The organism is Pantoea sp. Fr-CA_6, from assembly GCF_024520895.1.
Classification (GTDB): domain Bacteria; phylum Pseudomonadota; class Gammaproteobacteria; order Enterobacterales; family Enterobacteriaceae; genus Pantoea; species Pantoea agglomerans.
The window spans coordinates 13,174-35,069 of record NZ_JALNPO010000019.1; the positions used below are offsets into that span (position 1 = coordinate 13,174).

Here is a 21,896-nt window from a genome sequence, read left to right on the forward strand (position 1 = left end):
TATTTTCTGTTTTTCCTGTATGCGTCAGCCCGCACCGTTACCTGTGGTAATGGTGGTGGTAATAATTGTGGTGTTCAGGCTGATTTTACGCATTTAGATTTATTTTCTGTCTGTTTTTGTCTGTCCGTCTTGCTTCCAGAAGTAAAGCAAAGCGCACATTAAGTCAACCCGATTTGTCCGGCGGACAGATTTCCACCACTGCGCACAGCCACCGGTGAAAGCGTGAAACGCTGTTCGATCGGTTGCGATGCAGAAATTCCCTGCGATCTGTTGCTGTAAAATCAGCTTTTTGCCGAGGATTTATCTGTGAGTTTTTTTTCAATATCGTGCAGCAGACGATGCAGCATCGCACTGTCGCGCTGTTCCAGCAGCCCCACCCGCTGATCAATCCAGTCTGACAGCTTCTCATCATCACTGACCTCCAGTTGCACCAGCAGCTGATGGAAACGCTGACGCAGCGCCTGCAACTGCTGCCCATCCGCCGCAGAGGCTTTTGATGCCTCAACCTGATTCAGCTTCGACAGCTGATAGCAGTAGACCATCACCGCCTGTCCGAGATTGAGTGAAGGATAGTCATTCGCCATCGGGATGCCGGTCAGCAGGTCTACAAGCTCCAGCTCCTCGTTGGTCAGTCCGCTATCTTCGCGGCCAAACACCAGCGCCATACTGTTTACCCACTGGCGTTTCTCCAGCAGTTGCGTTTCAACCTGCTCCGGTGTGGCGTAATAACGAAACTTTGCCCGGCTGCGCGCGGTGGTCGCGACCGAAAAATCGATGTCCGCTAACGCGTCGGCCAGGGTTGCAAAGGTCTGAACGTTGTCGAGAATTTCGCCGGCACCATGTGCCACCCGGCGCGCGGCGGGATCCTGCCAGGCGTCACTGGCAACGATGCGCAGCTGACTGAATCCCATGGTTTTCATGGCACGCGCCGCAGCGCCGATATTTTCTGGCCGCGCGGGCGAGACGAGAATCAGGGGAAAAAGCATATTTATTCCATTGGTCCATTAACATAACGCCATATTAACATGGCTGTTAATGATTCAGTCGCCAGAAGGTAATAAGAAAATCGTGTGTTAACCATGTTAAAACTGGTTAAAAGTGATGGCCTGAATCTTTTTATCCCTGAAACGAGCTTTATTAAAGAAATCATTATTAAACCATTTAACTTCAACGAGATAGAATGTGATTTCCGGCGGGTTTTATTTTGGCCCGACTGCGTAAAATATGTAACGAAAATGATGCTTTTTGTGAGCTAAACAGGCAATCTGCGAGAAGTTTTTCACAAAAGTGTTAACGTGCTACAATTGCATTTGATATAAGTCAACGAAGCGTTGTTTTTATGCTTATCGGTTGTAGTTGGTGCTGTTAGGTTGCTGTTAATACAGTTAGGATATGCGCCATTATCATTAACGCCCGGGGCATGCAATTTTCATCCTGACTGGCTGAGCTAATACTGTTGTTGACGTTGATAGATGGCTTATCAAAATATGATTTCGTACAACGGTTCAGCGCGGCCCGCCGCTCTCGATGATGGAGAACGCCATACCGCTGTACGCCCTGTTTTCAATTTGTTGGCAAATTTTAGGTAGCTAAACATGCAGACCCCGCACATTCTTATCGTTGAAGACGAACTGGTCACGCGTAATACCCTCAAGAGTATTTTTGAGGCGGAAGGTTATGTGGTGTATGAGGCGACTGATGGTGCTGAAATGCATCAGGTGCTGACCGACAATGACGTTAACCTGGTCATCATGGACATCAACCTGCCCGGTAAAAACGGCCTGTTGCTGGCCCGTGAACTGCGTGAGCAGGCCAATGTCGCCCTGATGTTCCTGACCGGTCGTGACAACGAAGTCGATAAAATTCTTGGTCTGGAAATTGGCGCTGACGACTACATCACCAAACCGTTTAATCCGCGTGAGCTGACTATTCGTGCCCGCAACCTGCTGTCGCGCACCATGAATCTGGCCATGCCAGGCGAAGAGCGTCGTCAGGTAGAGAGCTACAAGTTCAACGGTTGGGAGCTGGATATCAACAGCCGCTCACTGATCAACCCGAACGGCGAGCACTACAAACTGCCACGCAGTGAGTTCCGCGCCATGCTGCACTTCTGCGAAAACCCGGGTAAAATTCAGACCCGTGCCGATCTGCTGAAAAAAATGACCGGCCGCGACCTCAAGCCACACGATCGCACTGTCGATGTCACCATCCGTCGTATTCGTAAGCATTTCGAATCAACGCCGGACACGCCAGAGATCATCGCCACCATTCATGGTGAAGGTTATCGCTTCTGCGGTGACCTGCAGGATTAAACCCCTGTCAGACGCGGCAAATAAAAAACGCCCCTGCGGGCGTTTTTTTTGTCCTTAGTGTGACGGCATGATCAGTGCCACGGCATAATTGGCACAGCGCTGATCGCATTTTTCGGTGAGCCATCAACCACTTTATCGGAATAGGTCAGATAGACCAGGGCGTTGCGCTTTTTGTCGAAGAAGCGTACAACCTGCAGCTTCTTGAAGATCAATGAGGTGCGCTGGCGGAATACCACTTCACCTTCTGCTTTACCCTGCGCGATTTTATCACTCAGTTCGACCGGACCCACCTGCTGACAGGAAATCGCGGCATCAGAGGTATCTTCTGCCAGACCCAGTCCGCCTTTAATACCCCCGGTTTTCGCCCGGCTGATATAACAGGTTACATTTTTAACGTCCGGATCATCGAAAGCCTCAACGACAATCTTGTGGTCAGGCCCGAATATCTTGAATACCGTATCAACAGAGCCAATCTGTTCGGCAAACAGCGGGCTGGAAAAGGTCAGCGTGGTCAGCGCAGCGATCATAAGTCGGAATATTGTCATGGAGTTACCATTGCAAATGGAATAGATGAGAATGTAATGTACTGTTAATCGAGTTAATGACCAAACCAAAACGGGTTGAAGCCCGTACTGATTTAGCACAACCTTCCCCGGAAAACGGCCCACGTCTTTTGAGCAATGAGTGCTAATATTCTTCGAATGCGTTTAGCTGCACCACCAGAGTATGAGGATGTTTTATGGACCAAGCCGGTATCATTCGCGATTTGCTTGTCTGGCTGGAGAGCCATCTGGATCAACCCCTTTCACTGGACAATGTTGCCCAGAAAGCCGGTTACTCTAAATGGCATTTACAGAGGATGTTTAAAGACGTAACCGGACACGCAATAGGTGCCTATATTCGTGCGCGTCGTCTGTCTAAAGCCGCCGTGGCGCTGCGCCTGACCAGCCGCCCGATTCTGGACATCGCACTACAGTATCGTTTTGATTCACAACAGACTTTTACTCGCGCATTCAAGAAGCAGTTTGCTCAGACACCGGCGTGGTATCGCCGCTCTTCTGACTGGAACTCATTCGGTATTCGCCCCCCTATTCGGCTGGACGATGAGACGCAGCCGGAACCGGCTTTCGTCACCTTACCGGAGACCGTGCTGGTAGGACAAACCCAGAACTACACCTGTATTCTGGAGCAGATTTCCAGCTACCGCGACGAAATGCGTATTCATTTCTGGAAGCAGTTCCTGCTGGAAACCGACACGGTGCCGCCGGTACTGTATGGCCTGCATCAGGTGCGCGCCAGCCAGGACAAAGATGATGAGCAGGAGATTCTCTACACCACGGCGGTGCCTGCTGACAGCGCGGTCAACCTGCACTCCGGGCAGAACGTGATTCTGGAAGCGGGCGACTACGTGCAGTTCACCTATACCGGCCCGCGCGTCAATCTGCAGGAGTTTATTCTGCTGCTCTATGGCACCTGCATGCCGACGCTGGGGCTGACCCGCCGTCAGGGACAGGACATCGAACGCTTTTACACCGATGGCGGTAAAAAACGCGCTGAGCCACCGACCGAGATCCGTTGCGAATATCTGATTCCTATTCGCCGCCAGACCGTAGCCAGCTGACGTTAAGGCTGCCGTCATCGCGACGGCAGCCTTTTAAGTAAATCAGCGTTGAAGCTCGTCGAGTGCAGGCGCATCCAGATGGGAAATATCCCCCGCCGTCTCGACAATCCAGCCTTCTGCCAGCCAGGCGCTCTGCTGATAATCAACACGTGAGAGTGAGCAGTTACGCAGACGCAGACGACGTTCCGCATAGGCAGGCAGACCGAGAATCGTGCTGACCAGCGCCCCCAGCGCCATACCGTGACTGACGAGCAGTGGACGGCTTCCGGCTGGAAGATCAAGACAGGCATTCAGCGCGGCGTGCATGCGCGTCGCCATCTCAGTCATCGACTCCCCTTCAGGAATACGGCCCCCTTCGGTGCCGTTGACCAGCGTGGCGCGCCACTGCTCTTCTTCCGCGGTTAAGCCATCCAGCGGACGCTTCTCCAGCACCCCCATATTCAGCTCACGCAACCGCGGATCAAGCGTGACTGAGCAACCGCAGGCATCCGCAATAATCTCCGCGGTGCGGCGCGTACGCCCCAGATCGCTGGCAATAATGTGCGTAATGCCCAGATGTTTCACGCGCTCACCCACCTGCCAGGCTTGCTGCTCACCTTTTTCCGTCAGCGGACTGTCGGACTGACCCTGAATGCGACGCTCCGCATTCCATACCGTTTCACCGTGACGAACAAGATAGACCTGTAGCATGTTAGTTTCCGTTATACTGCGACAAAAATCGCTTTAGAGCTTACCCCATCAGGCGTCATTGTTGCAGTCAGTCTGCACACGGAGAGCGCGAAACAACCGGCGCGTACAGAAAGTACGTGAGGATTGTGAGCACTGCCCGGGTTCAGAATGACAAATCATACAGCCCGATGGACCAGGCGCTTAATCACCTGAGGGTTCAACCAATTATGTACCATGTTGTCGCAGCCACCACCAATCCAGCGAAAATTCATGCGATTGCTCAGGCATTCAACGACGTTTTCGGCGAGGGATCCTGCCATATTGAAGGGGTCGAGGTCGATAGCGGCGTAGCAGCACAACCGTTAACCCATCTCGAAACGCGAACTGGCGCACGTCAGCGCGTGATGAATGCCCGGCAGGTCCGGCCAGAAGCGGCGTTCTGGGTAGCGATTGAGGCGGGCATCGAAGATGACAGCGCGTTTGCCTGGATGGTGGTAGAAAATCAGAAGCAGCGCGGCGAATCGCGCTCGGCCAGTTTCACCCTGCCGCCGGTGGTGCTGGCGGGTCTGCGTGAAGGGCGGGAGCTGGGCGAAGAGATGGCGCGGTTAACCGGCATCGAAAATATTAAACACCAGGGTGGCGCTATCGGGGCGTTCACAAACGGCCTGCTCAGCCGCTCCAGTGTCTATCATCAGGCACTGATTCTGGCGCTCTGCCCGTTCATCCATCCGCTTTACCAGCAGTGATCAGGCGCGTCCCAGACGCGCCTCCAGCCAGCGTTTCAGCTCCGGCGGCGCCTCTTTCAGGCTGTTCGAGCCACGTGTAATGGTCGCGATGCCGACGCCAAGCTCATTTTTCAGTTCACGCTGGCTCATCTCGCCGTTCATTAACTCTTCGATAATCCGCAGGCGGGTGCCGAACGCTTCCCGCTCGTCGGGCGTCATCATCAGTTGCATCAGTGGCAGCGCATGACCATCAGCAAAGGCCTGCTGCATCAGCACGACAAAGCGTTGCCAGCTATCTTCTGCCGGATGCGCATCGGTGGGGGAATCAGAATGGGTCATGAAGAGGCTTCCGTACTCGCTAAAGAGTACGGAAGCTTAGCACAGCTAGTAACGGCGATTCCACTCAGCATCTGACAGGATCTTGTCAGGCTTGCCCATGAAGTGACGATAGTAGGCGTCGTACGCCAGCACATTCTTCACATAGCCGCGCGTTTCAGAGAACGGGATGGTCTCGATAAACGCGACGGCATCAAGATTGCCCGCACTGGTTTTCTGCCAGCTTCGCACCCGGCCCGGCCCGGCATTGTAGGCCGCCGAGGCGAAAATCCGGTTCTGATTGAACTGCTGATAGACATATTCCAGATACTGGGTGCCGATCTGAATATTGGTTTCCGGATCGAGTAGCTGGCTGGTGTTGCTGTAGCCAGGGATGTTATACATCTTCACGGTATGCGCCGCCGTGGCAGGCATAATCTGCATCAGACCGCTGGCGCCGACCGGTGAACGCGCTTTCGGATTCCAGGCGCTCTCCTGACGCGAAATCGCCATCGCATAGCTCGGCGGGATCTGCTTCACCGCGGTATTGCGCTCATAGACGCTCTGCCACGCCAGCGGGAAACGCTCTTTCAGGCTGTCCCACATTTTGGCAGTGATGGTCGCCTGCACGCTGAGATCCCACCAGTCCTGCTCATTGGCGTAGCGCGCCAGCATCTGCTGCTGCGTGTGCGTACGGCTGCCGATCAGATTGCTCCACTCGCTGCGCGCCAGGTTATCCAGTCCCCAGTACATCAGCTCGCGAACGCGGGCCAGCTCCGGTCCCTGCACCGTGGCACTGTCAGGCTTCGGCGCTTCATCCACCTGCAACGGGTAGTCAACGCCCAGCCGCTGCGCGGCCACCATTGGATAGAAGCCACGCGCCTGCATCAGTTTGCGCAGGATCTCTTCCGCTTCCTCTTTACGATCTTTCTCAAACAGCAGATCGGCCTGCCAGTACTGCCACTCATCTTTCTCTTTGGCTTCCAGCGGCAGACGGGCGATCCAGGTGTTGAGGCCGCGTCGGTCATGCTGAGAGAGTGCCAGTCGTACCCGGCGTTCTACCAGCGCGGTAGACTCGCTGTTCATCACCACCGCATCGCGCCAGCGTGCCTGCTCAGAGGTGAGATCGCTGCCCATCATGCGCCAGACCACAATCTCCTTCAGCGCCTGCTCATCCTCCGGTCCCATCTTCTGCGCCCGGACCAGGATCGGAATCAGGCTGCGGGCATTTTCCATGTCCTGCCGCGCCACACGCGTAAAGGCGTAAATCGTCGCCTGGCGGGTAAAGTCGGTTGGCCCGACGGCGCTGGCGAAGGTGCTGACCGTTAACGGGTCCTGCTGCAGGGCCTGTATCGCGTCAGACATGGTCTGATAGTCAGTTGGCAACGTTTTCGCCAGATAGCTCACCAGGCTGTCGTTGCCTGCTTTCATCGCCAGCCGGATACGCTCCAGGATCGTAATTGGCGAAATCTGACCGGACGCCTGCCAGACCGAAAAGAGCTTATCGCAGTCCGCGGGCAGCGCCGTGCCACGCAGCCAGATCTGCTTCGCGCCGTCAAACGCGGCCTGCTGCTGACCGGTGGCCCATTTGGCGTAATACCAGTTACAGCGTGCCTGCACCGGCTTAGGTTCGGTCGGACTGAAGTTCAGCACACCCTGCCAGTCCTGTCGGTAAGCCAGCACATTAATAAAGCGGGTGCTGAGCGAACGCGCGGGTGGCAACGTTGGATACTGGCGAATAAAGTTCTGTACCGCCAGGGTGGTCTCCTGATCGAGATCCTGTGCCAGCAGGCGATATTGCAGATAAGGATAGAGCGGATAATCCTGTAGCGTGGGCAACAGCTGATCCACGGTGGCCATCTGATTGCTGTCCCAGGCCTGTTTAATTTGTTGATAACGTTGCCGTTGTTGATCAAGCGAATCGGCCCATGCGCTGCTGGCCGTGCCGGCCATGCAGATCCCTATTATCCAGTTACGCCACTTCACCACGTAAATCTCCTCTGTTGCTGGGGCCGGCGAGTTGCCAGACAGTCTTCATGCTAACCAGGCCACCGGACTCTTGCCATGTTCTTCACAAAATTTACGCATACGAAAGGTAAACGCACCGTCATCGTTCAGCGTGCGCGCCGTAATTGTGCAAATTATCATCAGAAAATCTTATCACTGCACGCATTAAACTGTTGAATCATTGCGTTAAAAAAGTGGCACAGCCTTTGCTCTGTTGAATTCCATCTTGTATACCAGCTGGAATTCTTCGTATGACTTCAACCTTTGGCCTGACGCTTCACGCCTGGCAGCAGCGCTATCAGCAGGCGCCGCAACAGATTACCTCACTGCTGAACGCCCACCTGGCGGCTCTCGACACACACGATAATGCCTGGATCTATCTGGCGACACCGGAGCAGTTAGCAGCTCAGATTGAGCCACTGCTGGCGCACTATCAGCGCGATCCCGGATCGCTGCCGCTGTTTGGTGTTCCCTTCGCCGTCAAAGACAACATTGATGTGGCGGGCTGGCCGACCAGCGCCGCCTGCCCCGCCTTTACCTATACCGCCAGCGAAGACGCGGTAGCGGTCGCCCGCCTGAAAGCCGCCGGCGCGATAGTCATCGGCAAAACCAACCTCGATCAGTTCGCTACCGGCCTGGTGGGCACCCGCTCCCCGTTTGGCGCGGTCAGTAACACCTTTGATGCCGATTACGTCAGTGGCGGCTCCAGCTCCGGCTCCGCGTCGGTGCTGGCGCGCGGGCTGGTCGCCTTTTCACTGGGCACCGATACTGCGGGATCGGGCCGTGTTCCGGCGGGCTTTAACAATATTGTCGGACTGAAGCCGACCAAGGGCTGGTTCTCTGCACGCGGCGTGGTGCCCGCCTGCCGCCTCAACGACACGATTTCCGTGTTTGCGCTGACGGCAGAAGATGCCTTTAGCGTCGCCAGCGTCATGGGTGGCTATGATGCCGGTGACGCCTATTCGCGCATTAATCCGCGCACCGCCCCGACCAGCCTGCCCGTCCATCCCCATTTTGCGGTACCTTTGAACCCGGAGTTTTTTGATGATGCCGCCGCCGAAGCCGCCTGGGACCAGGCGCTGGAGGCGTTGCAGGCGGGTGGCGTGACGCTACACCCCATCGACTTCACCCCGTTCAGGAAGCTGGCTGAACAGCTTTACTACGGTGCCTGGGTCGCTGAACGCACGGCGGCGGTGGGCGGAATGCTCGATCGCCCGGCGGAGATGGATCCGGTGGTACACGAGATTATCGCCAGCGGCCTGAAATACAGCGCAGTCGATGCCTATAAGGCGGAGTATCTGCGGGCCGAACTGACGCGTCAGATTCAGCAGACGCTGGCACAGTTTGACGCGCTGGTGGTGCCGACCTCGCCCACGATTCATACCCTGGAGGAGATGAAGCAGGAGCCGATTCACTTCAACTCGCAGTTCGGCACCTATACCAACTTTACCAACCTTGCCGACCTCGCCGCGCTGGCGCTGCCCGCACCGTTTCGCAATGACGATCTCCCGGCAGGCATCACGCTGATTGCGCCAGCCTGGCACGATCGGGCGCTGGCTGAGTTTGGCATTCGCTGGCAGCAGCAGCTTGCTCTGCCGCTGGGCGCGACCGGCCAGCCCTGCCCTGCCTGGCGCACCAGCCTGCCCGCCTCCGCCGACCATGTCCGGCTGGCGGTAGTGGGCGCGCATCTCACCGGAATGCCGCTAAATTTCCAGCTCACCGATCGCCATGCCGTCTGGGTGGAAGAGACGAAAACCGCGCCACACTATCGCCTGTTTGCCCTGCTGGAGGGCGCGATCAAAAAACCCGGCCTGATGCGTGACGAACAGGGCGCCGCTATCACCGTGGAGCTGTGGGATATCCCGCTGGCGCGCTTTGGTGAGTTTGTAGCGGAGATTCCCGCACCGCTGGGCATCGGCAGTCTGACGCTGGCGGATGGGCGGGTGGTGAAAGGCTTTATCTGCGAAGGCGCGGCGCTGAACAACGCGCTGGAGATTACTGAGACGGGCGGCTGGCGCAACTGGCTGGCATCACAGGGGAGTCACTGATCATGTTCACCACCGTACTGATTGCCAACCGCGGCGAAATCGCCTGCCGCGCCATTCGGACGCTGAAGCGCCTGGGCGTCAAAAGTGTCGCGGTATATTCAGATGCTGACCGCAACGCGCAGCACGTTAAGCAGGCGGATATCGCTATCGCGCTGGGCGGCGATAAAGCCAGCGACAGCTATCTGCGCATCGACAAAATTCTGGCGGCGGCTCAGCAGAGCGGCGCCCAGGCTATCTGGCCGGGCTACGGTTTTCTTTCAGAAAGCCAGCCGTTTGCCGAAGCCTGTGAAGCGGCAGGGATCGCCTTTGTCGGCCCCACCGCGCAGCAGATTGGTGAGTTCGGCCTTAAGCACCGTGCCCGTGAGCTGGCAGCCAGTGCAGGTGTACCGATGACGCCAGGCACACCGCTGCTTGCGTCGCTGGAGGAGGCAATACAGGCGGCCGATAAGATCGGCTATCCGGTGATGCTGAAAAGCACGGCGGGCGGCGGCGGCATTGGCCTTACGCGCTGCGCCGACGCCGGAGCGCTCGCCAGCGCCTGGGAGAGCGTACGCCGTCTTGGCGAGCAGTTCTTCAGTGATGCGGGCGTGTTTCTGGAGCGCTGCATCGATCGCGCCCGCCACGTAGAAGTGCAGATTTTTGGTGACGGTAACGGCACTGTGGTCGCGCTGGGTGAACGCGACTGCTCACTGCAGCGCCGCAATCAGAAGGTGGTGGAAGAGACGCCCGCGCCCGGTCTGTCTCCGGCGACGCGTGACGCCCTGCTCGCCTCGGCGGTGCGGCTCGGCGAGCGGGTAAACTACCGCAGCGCAGGCACCGTGGAGTATATCTACGACGTCGACCAGCAGGCCTTTTACTTTCTGGAAGTGAACACCCGCCTGCAGGTGGAGCATCCGGTCACTGAGTGCGTCACCGGACTCGATCTGGTGGAGTGCATGTTGCTGGTGGCGGCGGGCGATGCGGTTGACTGGTCACGTCTGCAGCAGGCGCCGCAGGGCGCCGCCATTGAAGTGCGGCTCTATGCGGAAGATCCACTCAAGAACTTTCAGCCCAGCCCCGGCCTGCTAACCGGCGTAACTTTCCCTGACGGCGTGCGGGTCGACAGCGGCATCGAAACCGGCAGCGAGGTCTCCAGCTTCTACGATCCGATGATCGCCAAACTGATCGTGCATGCCGACACCCGCGATGCGGCGCTGGAAAAACTTCACCATGCGCTGCATGCCACTCAACTGCACGGCATCGCCACCAACCTCGACTATCTGCGCCAGATTACCGCCAGCGACGCGTTTCGCAGCGGCAACGTCTGGACGCGCTACCTCGACAGCGTGTTGCCTGCCTCCTCCGTGGTGGAAGTGCTGCAACCTGGTACCTTCAGTTCGGTTCAGGACTATCCAGGCCGCCTCGGCTACTGGGATATCGGCGTGCCGCCTTCCGGCCCGATGGATGACTTCGCTTTCCGGCTGGCTAACCGCATCGTCGGTAATCATGACGCGGCGGCGGGGCTGGAATTTACCCTGCAGGGGCCGACGCTGCGTTTCCACTGTGATGCCATCGTGGCGCTGACCGGTGCTGACTGCGACGCCACGCTGGAGGGCGAACCGGTCAGCACCTGGCAGCCGCTGGCGGTGAAAGCGGGAGAGACTCTGGTGCTGGGACGCGCCCGGACGGGCTGCCGCAGCTATCTGGCCGTGCGTAACGGCTTCGACGTGCCGGCGTATCTGGGCAGCCGCAGCACCTTTTCGCTGGGCCAGTTTGGCGGTCACGCCGGACGCACCCTGCGGGTTGCCGATATGCTGGCGATCTCCCAGCCTGAGCGGGCAGCCTGCACCACGCCTGCCCCGGTCAGCGATCCGCAGCCGCTCGATGCGGCGCTGATTCCGCACTACGGCAGCGAGTGGCGCATCGGCGTGCTTTACGGCCCGCACGGCGCACCGGATTTCTTCACCCAGGCCGCCATCGATGCGTTCTTTGCCAGTGACTGGCAGGTGCACTACAACTCCAACCGCCTCGGCGTGCGGCTGGTCGGCCCGAAACCGACCTGGACCCGCGCCAACGGCGGCGAAGCGGGCCTGCATCCCTCCAACGTTCACGACTGTGAATATGCCATTGGTGCGGTCAATTTCACCGGCGACTTCCCGGTGATCCTGACGCACGACGGCCCAAGCCTCGGCGGCTTTGTCTGTCCGGTGACCATCGCCAAAGCCGAGCTGTGGAAAGTAGGCCAGGTTAAACCTGGCGACACCATCCGCTTCCACCCCATCACCGCAGACGATGCGCTGGCGCGGGAAAAAGCGCAGATGCATCTGATTGAGACATTGCGGCCTGAGCATCCGCCCACGTTTGCCGTGCCGTCACTGGCCGAAACCGCCCACGGCTCCGCCACGATTCTGGCCGCTCTGGAGGCCACCGCCGGCACGCCAAAAGTGGTCTATCGCCAGGCGGGCGACAAATATGTGCTGATTGAGTATGGCGACAATGTACTGGATCTGGCGCTGCGTCTGCGTGTCCATCTGCTGATGAATGCGCTGACGGCGCAGGCGGAGCCTGGCGTAGAGGAGCTATCGCCTGGCGTGCGTTCGCTGCAGGTGCGCTACGACAGCCGCATCATTCACCAGTCCGGGCTGATGTCGCTGCTGCTGGCGCTGGAAGCGACGCTGGGCGACGTCAGCACGCTGAAAGTGCCCTCCCGCGTGGTGTGGATGCCGATGGCATTTGAAGACAGCGCCACGCTGGGCGCCGTCAGCCGCTATCAGGAGACGGTGCGCGCCAGCGCCCCCTGGCTGCCCAACAACGTGGACTTTATCCAGCGGATTAATGGCTTAAGCAGCCGCGATGAGGTGCGCGATACCCTGTTCAACGCCAGCTATCTGGTGCTGGGGCTGGGCGACGTCTACCTTGGCGCGCCCTGTGCCGTTCCGATCGATCCACGCCATCGCCTGCTGAGTTCCAAATACAGTCCGGCGCGCACCTTCACCGCCGAAGGTACCGTAGGGATCGGCGGCATGTACATGTGCATCTACGGCATGGATTCGCCCGGTGGCTATCAGCTGGTGGGCCGCACGCTGCCCATCTGGAACACCTTCCTGAAAAATCCGCAGTTCGCTACCGATGCGCCGTGGCTGCTGCGCTTCTTCGATCAGGTGCGCTTCTATCCGGTGAGTGAAACCGAACTGACCCAGCTGCGCGAAGATTTCCGCGAAGGCCGCGCCAGCCTGCGTATTGAAGAGACTCAGTTTGATTTTGCCGCCCACCAGCAGTTCCTCGCCGACCACGCCGCTGAAATTGCAGCGTTCCGCCAGCGCCAGGCCGCCGCCTTTGAACAGGAAGTGCAGCTATGGGCGCAGGAAGAGCAGAACGCGCCGCCGGAGGATGAAACGCGCGCCAGCGTCAGCGAAGAGGAGGAGAACGGGCTGGCGGTGCAGGCGGATCTCAATGGCAACATCTGGAAAGTGCTGGTGCAGCCGGGCGACGAGGTCAGCGCCGGGCAGACGCTGATTATCGTAGAGGCGATGAAGATGGAGCTGGCGATTGTCGCCCCGCAGGCCGGTCGTGTGACGCGGATTGCCTGCCAGGCGGGCCGTCCGGTCAGTCCTGGCGATAACCTGCTGTGGCTGGAATAAGGAGCGGTAATGACAACGCAACCCCACTCCCCTAAAGCCCGCCCGGAAGCGCTGGCGGAACGGGTTTATCAGGCGCTGAAGGACGATATCTTCGCCTTTCGCCTGATGCCCGGCGATCGCTTCAGTGAAAGCGAAATCGCCGGACGGATGGCGGTCAGCCGCACCCCGGTCCGTCAGGCGCTGTTCCGGCTGGAACGCGAAGGCTTTGTCGACGTCTGGTTTCGCAGCGGCTGGCAGATTAAGAACTTCGATTTCGCCTGGTTCGAATCGCTGTATGACCTGCGCACCGTGCTGGAGTGCGAGGCGGTCAAACGCCTCTGCGCCCTGCCCGCGCCGCAGTGTGCCGCGCTGTTAAACGAACTGAACCAGTTCTGGTGCGAGGCGGAGCCGCTTACAGAGGGCCTGGTGGTATCGCAGCATGACGAGGCATTTCACATGACGCTGGTGGCGGCAGCGGGTAACCCGGAGATGGCACGCATTCACGCCGAACTCACCGAGAAGATCCGCATTATCCGTCGGCTCGACTTCACTCGCGACGATCGCATCTGTGCCACTTATCAGGAACATGCACAGATTTTACAGGCGATTTTTCAGCAGCAGACCGCCGGGGCGCAACGCATCCTGACCGATCACATCGCCGTGAGTAAGGCGGAGGTCAGAAAGATCACGCTGCACCGTCTTCAGCAGGCCCGGCTCCAGCTCACCGAATAACACAACAACTACTCAGGGGTTTCAGATGATGAAAAGACGTTCGTTGATCAAGGCTTTCGCCCTCTCCGCCACCGTTGTCAGCATGGGGTTCGCCTGGAGTGCGCAGGCGGCTGACACCATCAAAGTGGGGATCATGCATTCGCTCTCCGGCACCATGGCGATTTCAGAAACGCCGCTGAAGGATGTGGCGCTGATGACCATCGATGAGATCAACGCCAAAGGGGGCGTGCTGGGGAAAAAGCTGGAGCCGGTGGTGGTCGATCCCGCCTCTAACTGGCCGCTGTTTGCCGAGAAGGCGCGGCAGCTGCTGACTCAGGATAAGGCGGCGGTGGTGTTTGGCTGCTGGACCTCGGTGTCGCGCAAATCGGTGCTGCCGGTGTTTGAAGAGCTGAACGGCCTGCTGTTCTATCCGGTGCAGTATGAAGGGGAAGAGATGTCACCCAACGTCTTCTACACCGGCGCTGCGCCTAACCAGCAGGCGATTCCGGCGGTGGAGTACCTGATGAGCGAAGATGGCGGCAGCGCGAAACGCTTCTTCCTGCTTGGTACCGACTATGTCTATCCGCGTACTACCAACAAGATCCTGCGCGCCTTCCTGCACAGCAAAGGCGTGGCGGATAAAGATATCGAAGAGGTCTACACGCCGTTTGGTTACAGCGACTACCAGACCATTGTCTCCAACATCAAAAAGTTTGCGGCTGGCGGCAAAACGGCAGTGGTTTCCACGATCAACGGCGACTCCAACGTGCCGTTCTACAAAGAGCTGGCGAACCAGGGGATCAAAGCCACTGACATTCCGGTGGTCGCCTTCTCGGTGGGCGAAGAGGAGCTGCGCGGCATCGATACCAAACCGCTGGTGGGTCAGTTAGCCGCCTGGAACTATTTCGAGTCTATTGATAATCCGACCAACGCGAAGTTTGTCGCCGACTACCGCGCATATGCCAAAGCACATAACCTGCCGAACGCCGCCACCGTCGTCACCAACGACCCGATGGAAGCGACCTATGTTGGCATTCATATGTGGGCGCAGGCGGTGGAAAAAGCGGGCACCACGGATGTGGACAAAGTGCGGGCGGCGATGGCCGGTCAGACCTTTAAAGCGCCGGATGGCTTTACCCTGACCATGGATCAGACCAACCATCATCTGCATAAGCCGGTCATGATTGGCGAAGTGGAAGAGAACGGCCAGTTCAGCGTGGTGTGGCAGACCGATCAGCCGGTACGCGCGCAGCCGTGGAGCCCGTACATTGCCGGTAACGACAAAAAACCCGATCACCCGGTGAAGACCGCGCAGTAATCGCGCGTTGCTGATAGATACGCAGCGTCACCCGCTGTGAAGCGGCAGCACGGCACCCCGCCGTGCTGCCCTCCCCTGACGAGGCTCCTTTTATGAATCTATGTCGCTGCTTTTTCAGCCTGCTGCTGCTGATGCCGCTGTTGGCCAGTGCCGGACCGGCGGCTGACTTTGCCGCCGCCAGCCGCAGTCAGCAGGCCACGCTGCTGCAGCATTGGGCCGCCGCACCGGACAGCCATCGCCTGCCGCTGCTGGAAGCGCTGCATGCCGAAACGGTGGTCATCGACCAGAATAAACAGCCGTTCAGCCAGCAGGGATCCACGCTGCAGCCGCTGGATGCGGTGGCGCAGCCCACGGGAAACCTGAAAAAGCTGTTTATGAACAATCGCCTGCGCGTGCTGGTTAACAACGCGCTGGCCGCCCACCAGCTGGTGAGCAGCGATACGGCCCTGCGTCTGCGCGCAGCGCAGCAGCTGCAAAGTGAGGGCGTTGCCGACCAGCTGCCGCTGCTGGAGCAGCGTTTTGCCGCCGAGCAGGACAGCCGGGTTCATGCCGCACTGGCGCTGGCGCTGGCGAACCTGCAACTGGCGGATGGCGAGCCGATGGTGCGCCTGCGGGCGGTGAAACTGCTGGGTGAGTCCAGCGATCCCAATACGCAGGCCAGCCTGCAACGCCTGACCCAGCCCGCGAATGAGCCGGACGACACGGTACGGGCCGCCGCGGCGGAAAGTCTGCAACAGATTCAGAAACGGCTGATGTGGGGCGATCTGCTGGGGCAGGCCTTCAGCGGCCTGTCGCTGGGTTCCATCCTGCTGCTGGCCGCGCTGGGCCTGGCGATCACCTATGGCCTGCTCGGGGTGATCAACATGGCGCACGGTGAAATGCTGATGCTCGGTGCTTACGCCACCTGGTGGGTACAGAGCCTGTTTCAGCAGTTTGCGCCGCACTATTTAGCCTGGTATCCGCTGCTGGCGCTGCCGGTTGCCTTTCTGGTTACCGCCGCCATCGGCATGGCGCTGGAACGCACGGTGATCCGCCATCTCTATGGCCGTCCGCTGGAGACGCTGCTCGCCACCTGGGGGATCAGCCTGATGCTGATCCAGCTGGTGCGGGTGCTGTTCGGGGCGCAAAACCTGGAGGTGGCGAATCCGGCGTGGCTCTCCGGCGGCTTGCAGTTGCTGCCCAATCTGGTGCTGCCGTGGAACCGCATCGCGGTGATCCTGTTTGTGGTGTTTGTGCTGGCGCTCACCTGGTTGCTGCTGAACCGGACCCGCCTTGGCATGAACGTGCGCGCCGTGACCCAGAACCGCGCCATGGCGGATTGCTGCGGCGTGCCGACCGGCCGCGTCGATATGCTGGCGTTTGGCCTTGGCTCGGGGATTGCCGGGCTGGGCGGCGTGGCGCTGTCGCAGCTCGGTAACGTCGGGCCGGAGCTGGGCCAGGGCTACATTATCGACTCGTTCCTGGTAGTGGTGCTGGGTGGCGTCGGTCAGCTGGCGGGCACCGTGGTTGCCGCGTTCAGCCTGGGCATTCTCAACAAAGTGCTGGAGCCGCAGATTGGCGCCGTGCTGGGCAAGATCCTGATTCTGGTGATTATCGTGCTGTTTATTCAGAAACGTCCGCAGGGGCTGTTTGCGGTAAAAGGAAGGGTGACTGACTGATGACGCAACCCATCACGCTTCGCGTGGCGCGCACCGCGCCGCGCCTGACCATCAGCATCGGCCTGGCGATCACCGTGGCGCTCCTGGTGATGCCGTTTCTGGCCCTGCTGCCCGCCACGCATCCGCTGGCGATCTCCACCTATACCCTGACGCTGGTCGGCAAAATCCTCTGCTACGCGGTGGTCGCGGTGGCGCTGGATCTGGTGTGGGGCTACGCCGGACTGCTGTCGCTGGGCCACGGCCTCTTTTTCGCCCTGGGTGGATATGCCATGGGCATGTATCTGATGCGCCAGGCCGCAGGCGAGGGTTTACCCGCCTTTATGTCCTTTCTCTCCTGGCGGGAACTGCCCTGGTTCTGGACCGGCACCGACTATTTCGTCTGGGCGCTCTGCCTGAGCATGCTGGTGCCGGGCCTGCTGGCGCTGATTTTTGGCTTTTTTGCCTTTCGCTCGAAGATCAAAGGCGTCTACTTCTCCATCATGACCCAGGCGCTGACCTACGCCGGGATGCTGCTGTTCTTCCGTAACGAAACCGGTTTTGGCGGCAACAATGGCTTTACCGGCTTTACCACCCTGCTCGGCTTTTCGGTGACGGCAATCCCCACCCGTATCGGGCTGTTTATCGCCACGGTGCTGCTGCTGCTGCTGAGCCTGGCGATCGGCTTCGCCCTTGCGCGCAGCAAATTTGGCCGGGTGCTGACTGCGGTGCGGGATGCGGAGAACCGCCTGATGTTCTGTGGTTACGACCCGCGCGGTTTCAAGCTGTTTGTCTGGACGCTCTCCGCCGTGCTGTGCGGCCTGGCCGGGGCGCTCTATGTGCCGCAGGTCGGCATTATCAATCCGGGTGAGATGTCACCGGCCAACTCGATTGAAGCGGCGATCTGGGTGGCGCTGGGCGGACGCGGCACGCTGATTGGCCCGCTGCTGGGCGCGGCGATTGTTAACGGCGCACGCAGCTTCTTCACCGTCGCCTTTCCCGAATACTGGCTCTTTTTCCTGGGGCTGATGTTTATCCTGGTCACGCTGTTTCTGCCGCACGGCGTGATTGGCCTGCTGCGCCGGAGGAAAAAATGAGTGATGCCCTGTTTACCCAAACTCAGCTGGCGGATCGCCATCGGGTGCAGCGCGATCCGGTGCTGCAACTGGAGAAGATCAGCGTGTCGTTTGAAGGCTTCCGGGCGCTGACCGATCTTTCGCTGCAGATCGGCGTCGGGGAACTGCGCTGCGTGATCGGCCCCAACGGCGCGGGCAAAACCACGCTGATGGATGTGATCACCGGCAAAACCCGGCCCGATGCCGGCCAGGTGATCTACGACCAGGACAGCGATCTGACCCGTCTCTCACCGGTTGAGATCGCCCGCGCCGGGATCGGCCGCAAGTTCCAGAAGCCCACGGTGTTTGAGGCGTTAACCGTGTTCGAAAATCTGGAGATCGCGCTTAAAGCCGATAAATCGGTCTGGGCCAGCCTGCGCGCCCGCCTCAGCGGCGAACAGCGTGATCGCATTGATGAGGTGCTGAAACTGCTGCGGCTGGGCGGCGAACGCCAGCGTCGCGCGGGCCTGCTGTCGCATGGCCAGAAGCAGTTTCTGGAGATCGGCATGCTGCTGGTGCAGGAGCCGCATCTGCTGCTGCTGGATGAACCGGCCGCGGGCATGACCGATGCCGAAACGGACTACACCGCCGAGCTGTTCCGCAGCCTGGCGGGCAAGCATTCGCTGATGGTGGTGGAGCATGACATGGGCTTTGTCGAAACCATTGCCGACCACGTGACGGTGCTGCATCAGGGTCAGGTGCTGGCCGAGGGTTCGCTGCGCGACGTACAGGCCAACGAGCAGGTTATCGACGTTTATCTGGGGCGCTGAAATGTTACAGGTTACTGAACTGAATCAATATTATGGCGGCAGTCATATTCTGCGCGGCCTGTCGTTTGAGGTAAAGATTGGCGAAATTACCTGTCTGCTGGGGCGCAATGGCGTGGGGAAGACCACGCTGCTGAAATGCCTGATGGGGCTGATCCCGGCGAAATCGGGCGAGATTCACTGGCAGCAGCAGCGCATGAATGGCCGCAAGCCGCACCAGCGGGTGCAGGCTGGCATCGCCTGGGTGCCCCAGGGGCGGGAAATCTTTCCGCGTCTGACGGTGGAAGAGAATCTGCTGATGGGGCTGTCACGCTTTCCGGCTGCGCAGGCGCGTGAAGTGCCGGAGGAGATCTACCAGCTCTTTCCGGTGCTGCTGGCGATGAAGTCACGCCGGGGCGGCGACCTCTCTGGCGGTCAGCAGCAGCAGCTGGCAATTGGCCGGGCGCTGGCCTGTCGGCCCCAGCTGTTGATCCTTGATGAGCCGACCGAAGGGATCCAGCCTTCGGTGATCAAAGAGATCGGCGCGGTGATCCGCCAGCTGGCGCAACGGGGAGATATGGCGATCCTGCTGGTGGAGCAGTTTTATGATTTCGCGGCGGAGCTGGCGGACAGCTATCTGGTGATGTCGCGCGGAGAAATTGTGCAGCGTGGCCGCGGCGACACCATGGAAGCAGAGGGTGTGCGCGGCCTGGTGGCAATTTAAACCCGGCTCAGAGTAAGCCGGTCTCGACAGAAAAGTGGCGCTGTTCACCGTGCGCCAGGATGATCAGCGTGCCAGCCTGCTGCGCGGCAAGAAAGCCCTCTGGCCGGCAGGTGGCGGGCAGAATATAGGCCGCCACCTGCTGATCGTGGTTGTGCAGCAGCCAGCGAGTGGCGTGCGGGAACTGTGCGGTAGAGAAGCGCGTCATCAGCGCATAGCCCTGCGGCGAATGCAGCTCAAACTGCACCTCATCGCCATACTGCGGCAGATCGTCCGCGAAGAAGACGATCTCCGGATCGCAAAGCTGCGGCTGATCGAGCTGCTGTAACGCCTGCGGATCGCGCGCCAGCCGATCGGTGTAATCCCCCCAGGCGGGCGTCGGTCGCAGATGCGCCGGGATCGAGCGACGCAGCTGGAATGCCTGTTCGGGGATCGACTGCCGGAAGCGGCCCTGATCGATCCACGCGCTGTTAAGGTGACACATATACTGCAACGGCATCGGCGCGCCAGCCAGATTAGTGACGGTCATTTCAATCGTCAGCCGGGGCTGATCGGCCGGAATGCGGACGGCGGGTGCGGCCAGGTAGTGATGGCCGAAGCCTTTGACATATTCACACTCCCCTTCCAGCGACAGCGTCTGATCCTCCAGCACCAGCCAGGCGCTGTCCATGCGGGCGCAGGCCATCTCACCGTGCAGCGGATGATCGTCCTCTGGTGAGGGACAGCCGTTGGCCAGCAGTCCCGAATGAAACGCGAAACAGCCATAGGTGTCGATGATCGAATTTGCGGGCAGTGGCTGCTTAAAGCTGTGGCCCATGGTCAGGTTATGATCGTCGAACTCTGCGTCCCAGATCATCTGCCCGAGAAACGGCAGCACGGTCACGCTGCCGCGTCGGTTATGAATGCGCACCGCCTCAATGCCCGCCGGATAACGAAACAGCTCAACCCGGAAATCATCGCTCTCCAGCAGCACCCAGGGTGTGGTGTGAAACTGTTCACGCGCTAAGGGTAAACGGGTTTTCATGGTAACTCCTCCGCCAGACGACCGGTCGCAACCGGCTGTTTTTTATGGCGCAGTTCGCCATAGAAGTAGAATCCGACCCAGGCGAAACAGAGCAGCGAGACGCCAAATGCCAGCTGCATAGAACCCAGTGAGTCCGAAACCAGGCCCTGCAGCGCCGGGACAAAGGCCGCACCGACAATCGCCATCACGATAAACGCGCCCGCGACTTCGGTGTATTTGTTATCGACCGTCGCCAGCGTTCCCGCGTAGATCGTCGCCCAGCAGGGACCAAACAGCACGCTGACAAAGACGGCAGCGTAGACGGCGGTAAAGTTCGGCACCAGCATCACATAAGCCAGCGTCAGCACGCCCAGCACCGAATAGGCAATCAGCACCTTCTCTGCGCGGAAACGGGTCATCAGGAAGTTCGCCACGAACTTGCCGATAAAGAAGCAGATGAAGCTGTAGATCATAAAGTTCGAGGCGTGACGTTCATTAGTCGCCCCCAGCGTCAGCGCCAGACGAATGGTAAACGACCAGACGGCCACCTGCATGCCGACATAGAGGAACTGGGTCACAATTCCGCGTTTAAAGTGTCGGTTGCCAGCCAGATAGCGGAAAGTCTCGCCCAGCGAGGGGCGCGACATCTCGCTGCTTTCGGGTTTACAGCGCGGATAGCGGGTGAACATAAACAGCAGCATCACCACCACCAGCACCATCACCAGATATTTGTAGGGCTCCAGCGTGTGTTCCAGCATCGTCAGGCGGAACGCATGTGCCTGCTCTGCCGTCATGGTCGCCATCTGACTCTCCAGGCTGTCGCCATCCTGGAACACCAGATATTTGCCCAGCACAATCCCCATCAGCGCACCGATCGGATAGAAGGTCTGGCTGACGTTGAGGCGGAGCGTGGCGTGATCACGATGGCCAATCATCGAGCTGTAGGTGTTGGCGGCGGTTTCCAGGAAACTCAGGCCGATGGCGATGGCAAATATCGCCGCCAGGAACATGGTGTAGGTCGCCATGTGCGAGGCGGGATAGAAGGCGATACAGCCGGCAATGTAGAGCGCCAGGCCGATCATGATCGCCATCTTGTAACTGGTCTTGCGGATCACCAGCGACGCGGGGATCGCAATCAGAAAATAGCCGCCATAAAAGGCACTCTGCACCAGCGCACTGGCAAAGTCGCTCAGGGCAAATACGCTTTTAAACTGGGTGATCAGGATATCGTTAAGACTCGCCGCACAGCCCCAGAGCGGAAAGAGGCACGACAGCAGGATGAACTGGAACAGCGGCGTTTTATTCAGATAGCCATCAGATTGCTGAACAATTTTCTGTTGCATGGCAGACCC

Annotated in this window: 19 protein-coding genes and 1 other annotated feature (1 of these 20 running past the window's edge); of the genes, 11 read left to right on the plus strand and 8 right to left on the minus strand. The window is 59.2% G+C overall.

From position 1 onward, the window contains the following. Positions 1–86: a sequence feature (Thr leader region), on the minus strand (it extends 33 nt beyond the left edge of the window). Both thrL and NR201_RS21245 read right to left on the minus strand, forming a co-directional pair. Beyond that, complete coding sequence (gene thrL, locus NR201_RS21240; protein WP_071591720.1) at positions 25–93, minus strand: thr operon leader peptide; 69 nt, start codon at positions 91–93, stop codon at positions 25–27. Its footprint overlaps the feature before it by 62 nt. A 188-nt stretch (positions 94–281) precedes the next feature. Beyond that, the gene (locus NR201_RS21245) at positions 282–986 is read right to left on the minus strand and encodes a tRNA/rRNA methyltransferase (RefSeq protein ID WP_060679437.1); all 705 of its coding nucleotides are present in this window, start codon (positions 984–986) and stop codon (positions 282–284) included. A gap of 609 nt (positions 987–1,595) precedes the next feature. Here NR201_RS21245 and arcA point away from each other — a divergent pair. Further along, positions 1,596–2,312 carry a two-component system response regulator ArcA gene (arcA, locus tag NR201_RS21250; RefSeq protein WP_010253677.1) on the plus strand — a complete coding sequence of 239 codons (717 nt, stop codon included), beginning with the start codon at positions 1,596–1,598 and terminating at the stop codon, positions 2,310–2,312. A gap of 71 nt (positions 2,313–2,383) precedes the next feature. Here the strand turns inward: arcA and creA are convergent, their stop codons facing one another. Continuing rightward, entirely contained in the window at positions 2,384–2,857 is a 474-nt protein-coding gene (creA, locus tag NR201_RS21255) for a protein CreA (protein ID WP_010253671.1), read from the minus strand. Between the two features lie 194 nt (positions 2,858–3,051). Here creA and robA point away from each other — a divergent pair, with 194 nt between their 5' ends. After that, positions 3,052–3,933 (plus strand): MDR efflux pump AcrAB transcriptional activator RobA, encoded by an 882-nt coding sequence (gene robA, locus NR201_RS21260; RefSeq protein ID WP_033756504.1) that lies wholly within the window; start codon positions 3,052–3,054, stop codon positions 3,931–3,933. 42 nt (positions 3,934–3,975) lie between these two features. Here robA and gpmB read toward each other — a convergent pair whose 3' ends face one another. Continuing rightward, complete coding sequence (gene gpmB, locus NR201_RS21265) at positions 3,976–4,623, minus strand: 2,3-diphosphoglycerate-dependent phosphoglycerate mutase GpmB (RefSeq protein WP_010253664.1); 648 nt, start codon at positions 4,621–4,623, stop codon at positions 3,976–3,978. Positions 4,624–4,829: 206 nt separating this feature from the next. Between gpmB and yjjX the strand changes: the two genes are divergently transcribed. Next, positions 4,830–5,348 carry an inosine/xanthosine triphosphatase gene (gene yjjX, locus NR201_RS21270; RefSeq protein WP_010253660.1) on the plus strand — a complete coding sequence of 173 codons (519 nt, stop codon included), beginning with the start codon at positions 4,830–4,832 and terminating at the stop codon, positions 5,346–5,348. Here the strand turns inward: yjjX and trpR are convergent, their stop codons facing one another. Beyond that, positions 5,349–5,666, minus strand: coding sequence for a trp operon repressor (gene trpR, locus NR201_RS21275; RefSeq protein ID WP_010253656.1), 318 nt, complete (start codon positions 5,664–5,666; stop codon positions 5,349–5,351). Positions 5,667–5,711: 45 nt separating this feature from the next. Further along, the gene (gene sltY / locus NR201_RS21280) at positions 5,712–7,631 is read right to left on the minus strand and encodes a murein transglycosylase (RefSeq protein ID WP_033756501.1); all 1,920 of its coding nucleotides are present in this window, start codon (positions 7,629–7,631) and stop codon (positions 5,712–5,714) included. 269 nt (positions 7,632–7,900) lie between these two features. Here sltY and atzF point away from each other — a divergent pair, with 269 nt between their 5' ends. The 8 genes from atzF to urtE all read left to right on the plus strand — a co-directional run bounded on the left by atzF (position 7,901) and on the right by urtE (position 19,544). Next, on the plus strand, positions 7,901–9,697 hold the full coding sequence (atzF, locus tag NR201_RS21285) for an allophanate hydrolase (RefSeq protein ID WP_256850142.1): 1,797 nt from the start codon (positions 7,901–7,903) through the stop codon (positions 9,695–9,697). 2 nt (positions 9,698–9,699) lie between these two features. Next, positions 9,700–13,317 (plus strand): urea carboxylase, encoded by a 3,618-nt coding sequence (uca, locus tag NR201_RS21290; RefSeq protein ID WP_256850143.1) that lies wholly within the window; start codon positions 9,700–9,702, stop codon positions 13,315–13,317. A gap of 9 nt (positions 13,318–13,326) precedes the next feature. Beyond that, positions 13,327–14,028: a GntR family transcriptional regulator gene (locus tag NR201_RS21295; protein WP_010671701.1), complete on the plus strand. Its 702-nt coding sequence runs from the start codon at positions 13,327–13,329 to the stop codon at positions 14,026–14,028. Positions 14,029–14,056: 28 nt separating this feature from the next. Next, a complete protein-coding gene (urtA, locus tag NR201_RS21300) occupies positions 14,057–15,325 on the plus strand; it encodes an urea ABC transporter substrate-binding protein (RefSeq protein WP_031292851.1) in 1,269 nt (422 codons plus the stop codon). A gap of 92 nt (positions 15,326–15,417) precedes the next feature. Beyond that, a complete protein-coding gene (gene urtB, locus NR201_RS21305; RefSeq protein ID WP_256850144.1) occupies positions 15,418–16,983 on the plus strand; it encodes an urea ABC transporter permease subunit UrtB in 1,566 nt (521 codons plus the stop codon). Then, the gene (gene urtC / locus NR201_RS21310; protein ID WP_245115561.1) at positions 16,983–18,056 is read left to right on the plus strand and encodes an urea ABC transporter permease subunit UrtC; all 1,074 of its coding nucleotides are present in this window, start codon (positions 16,983–16,985) and stop codon (positions 18,054–18,056) included. Before urtB ends, urtC begins: the two co-directional genes overlap by 1 nt. Beyond that, positions 18,053–18,844 (plus strand): urea ABC transporter ATP-binding protein UrtD, encoded by a 792-nt coding sequence (urtD, locus tag NR201_RS21315; protein ID WP_256850145.1) that lies wholly within the window; start codon positions 18,053–18,055, stop codon positions 18,842–18,844. The genes urtC and urtD overlap by 4 nt, the downstream gene beginning before the upstream one ends. Before the next feature lies 1 nt (position 18,845). Next, positions 18,846–19,544: an urea ABC transporter ATP-binding subunit UrtE gene (gene urtE, locus NR201_RS21320; RefSeq protein WP_010253632.1), complete on the plus strand. Its 699-nt coding sequence runs from the start codon at positions 18,846–18,848 to the stop codon at positions 19,542–19,544. 7 nt (positions 19,545–19,551) lie between these two features. Here the strand turns inward: urtE and NR201_RS21325 are convergent, their stop codons facing one another. Both NR201_RS21325 and fucP read right to left on the minus strand, forming a co-directional pair. Then, complete coding sequence (locus tag NR201_RS21325) at positions 19,552–20,565, minus strand: aldose 1-epimerase family protein (protein WP_062759467.1); 1,014 nt, start codon at positions 20,563–20,565, stop codon at positions 19,552–19,554. After that, positions 20,562–21,887: an L-fucose:H+ symporter permease gene (gene fucP, locus NR201_RS21330; RefSeq protein WP_022625375.1), complete on the minus strand. Its 1,326-nt coding sequence runs from the start codon at positions 21,885–21,887 to the stop codon at positions 20,562–20,564. The genes NR201_RS21325 and fucP overlap by 4 nt, the downstream gene beginning before the upstream one ends. Positions 21,888–21,896 lie beyond the last annotated feature (9 nt).